The sequence below is a fragment of the Streptomyces spiramenti genome, assembly GCF_012034385.1.
Taxonomy (GTDB): Bacteria; Actinomycetota; Actinomycetes; order Streptomycetales; family Streptomycetaceae; genus Streptomyces; species Streptomyces spiramenti.
The window spans coordinates 1-1,896 of record NZ_JAAVJB010000424.1 but is presented as its reverse complement, the minus strand read 5'-3'; the positions used below and the strand labels follow the sequence as shown (position 1 = coordinate 1,896).

At 78.0% G+C, this 1,896-nt stretch carries 2 protein-coding genes; one reads left to right on the top strand and one right to left on the bottom strand.

The genetic code is table 11. From position 1 onward, the window contains the following. Positions 1-597 (bottom strand): PAS domain-containing protein (locus tag HCJ92_RS23880; RefSeq protein WP_167935688.1); only part of this gene is annotated, 597 nt, incomplete at its 3' end. A gap of 273 nt (positions 598-870) precedes the next feature. On the opposite strand from HCJ92_RS23880, the gene HCJ92_RS23875 reads away from it, so the two are divergent. Next, positions 871-1,896: HEAT repeat domain-containing protein (locus HCJ92_RS23875; protein WP_167935687.1), on the top strand; the 1,026-nt coding region annotated here is incomplete at its 3' end.

Below are 1,896 nucleotides of genomic sequence, written 5' to 3'. Positions count from 1 at the left end.
GGCCGGGGGACCGGGCCGCGGGCCGCGCTCCGCGACCTCCTGGGCCACCGCCCACATCGCGACCGTGGAGCCGGTCTCGTCGAGCACCGGCTCGGCGGCGAGCCGAACCGTGCGGCGGCTGCCGTCGGGGCGGGCCACCCGGAACTCGCAGGCGGCGGGCTGCCCGTCGACCAGGCAGCGGGTCACGGCGCCGGCGAGGCGCGGCTGGTCCTCGTCCGCCAGGCAGGAGGGCAGCTGGTCCAGGGTGAGGGGGCCCTCCGCCACCGGTCGCCCGAAGATCGCGTAGAGGTCGTCGCTCCAGACGACGGCGTCGGTCAGCAGACTCCACTCGGCGCTGCCGGTCCGCGCCCCGGCGCGCTCCGGCACGGGCCGCAGGCTCTCCAGCCCGCGGCCGAAGTCGTCCAGCCGCCGCAGCGCCTCGTCCCAGGCGGCGCCCCGACCCTCCGGGCCTCCGGCCGGGCTCTCCCCGCCCCGCAGCGCCTCGGCGTCCTCACGGAGGCCGCGGGCGCGCGCGATAAGGTCCTGGAACCCCTCGTGGTGGGGGGAGTCCGCCGCCGGCCTGCCGGCAGGGTGGTCCGGGTGCTGGGAGGAGTGCATCACTGTCCCCGATGCGCTGACGCTGCCGCCCGTGGCCCTGCGGCACGGCTGGATGGATGGATTCCGACTCTGGCACAGCTTCCCCCGCCCCGAAAGGGATTCGGCCGGACCGCACCCCGGCGCGCCGCGCCTCACGGTTGGACCCGGCGCACGCCCCCGGCGCGTTGATCCGAGGTGGGTGCGCCCGGTCCCAACCCCCGGAGGTGCCACCATCGAGGACCACCAGCCGAAATCCCGTTGCCACCGACCGCTCGCCCCCGGATGCTGACTCATATGTTCGCCAGTCCAGTCGAAACCGACATAGCGCCCAGCGGAACCCTCCTGGGCCTGCTCCAGCGTGGGCGGGGGGACGGGGCGCTCCACGCGCTCGCCGCTCCCCGACCCGAGGCCGTCGAGGCCCTGGAGCACTGCGTACTGCACGATCCCCGGCCCGACTGGCGGCTGGAGCACCGCTCGCTCTACTACGCGCGGCTCTACGTCGACCTGCGCGCCGAGCTCGGCGGCATCGAGAAGCACCTCTTCGACCCGGTCGACGGCATCGCCGCCGCGGCTGCCGCCGCCGACCGCGGCGCCACCGGCGACCCCGGGGCCGGGGACGCCGCCCGGGCCGACGCCGTGGCCGAGGAGCGCACCGGGCTCGCGCTCTCGGTGCTGGGACACCTCGTCTCCTACGGCGACCGCCACGCCCTGGCGCTGCTGCGCCGCTACGCCGCCGACGGCGCCAACTGGCGCTGGGCGCTGGACGAACTCGCCGTCCGCGACGACGACGCCGGACTGCGCGCCCTCGGCCCCGCGATTCTGGCCAGATTTCCCCGCACCGACCCCGGCGACGCGGCGCTGGCCCGCGCCGTCCGGGACGCCTACGAGCCGCGCCCCTGGCGGCTGTGGGCCGAGGACGCCGCCCGGCCCACCCAGGCCGCCCGGATCGAGCGCGCCCGTGAGGACGGCGACTTCGGCCGCTGGCGCCGTCAGCTCCGCTCGCCCGGCCCGCGCCCCGGCTGGGGCGTGCCCGCGGTGCTTTCCTGGGTGCAGGAGGGTCACGACGCCACCCCCCGGTCGTGGCGGGAGGCCCCCGCCGCCCGCTGCCTGGCGGCGACCGCCGCCGACGAGGACCGACCGCTGCTGCTGGAGACCGCCGCCACCGGGACCCCGCCGGTGCGCGCCGCCGCCCTGCGCCACCTGGCCGAACGACAGGACCCGGCGGTGCTGCCGCTGCTGCGGGCGGCGGCCGACGACCCCGACCCCGACCTCGCCGCGTCCGCGGCGGGCTCCTTCGCCCGCATGCGGGGGGCCGCGGCC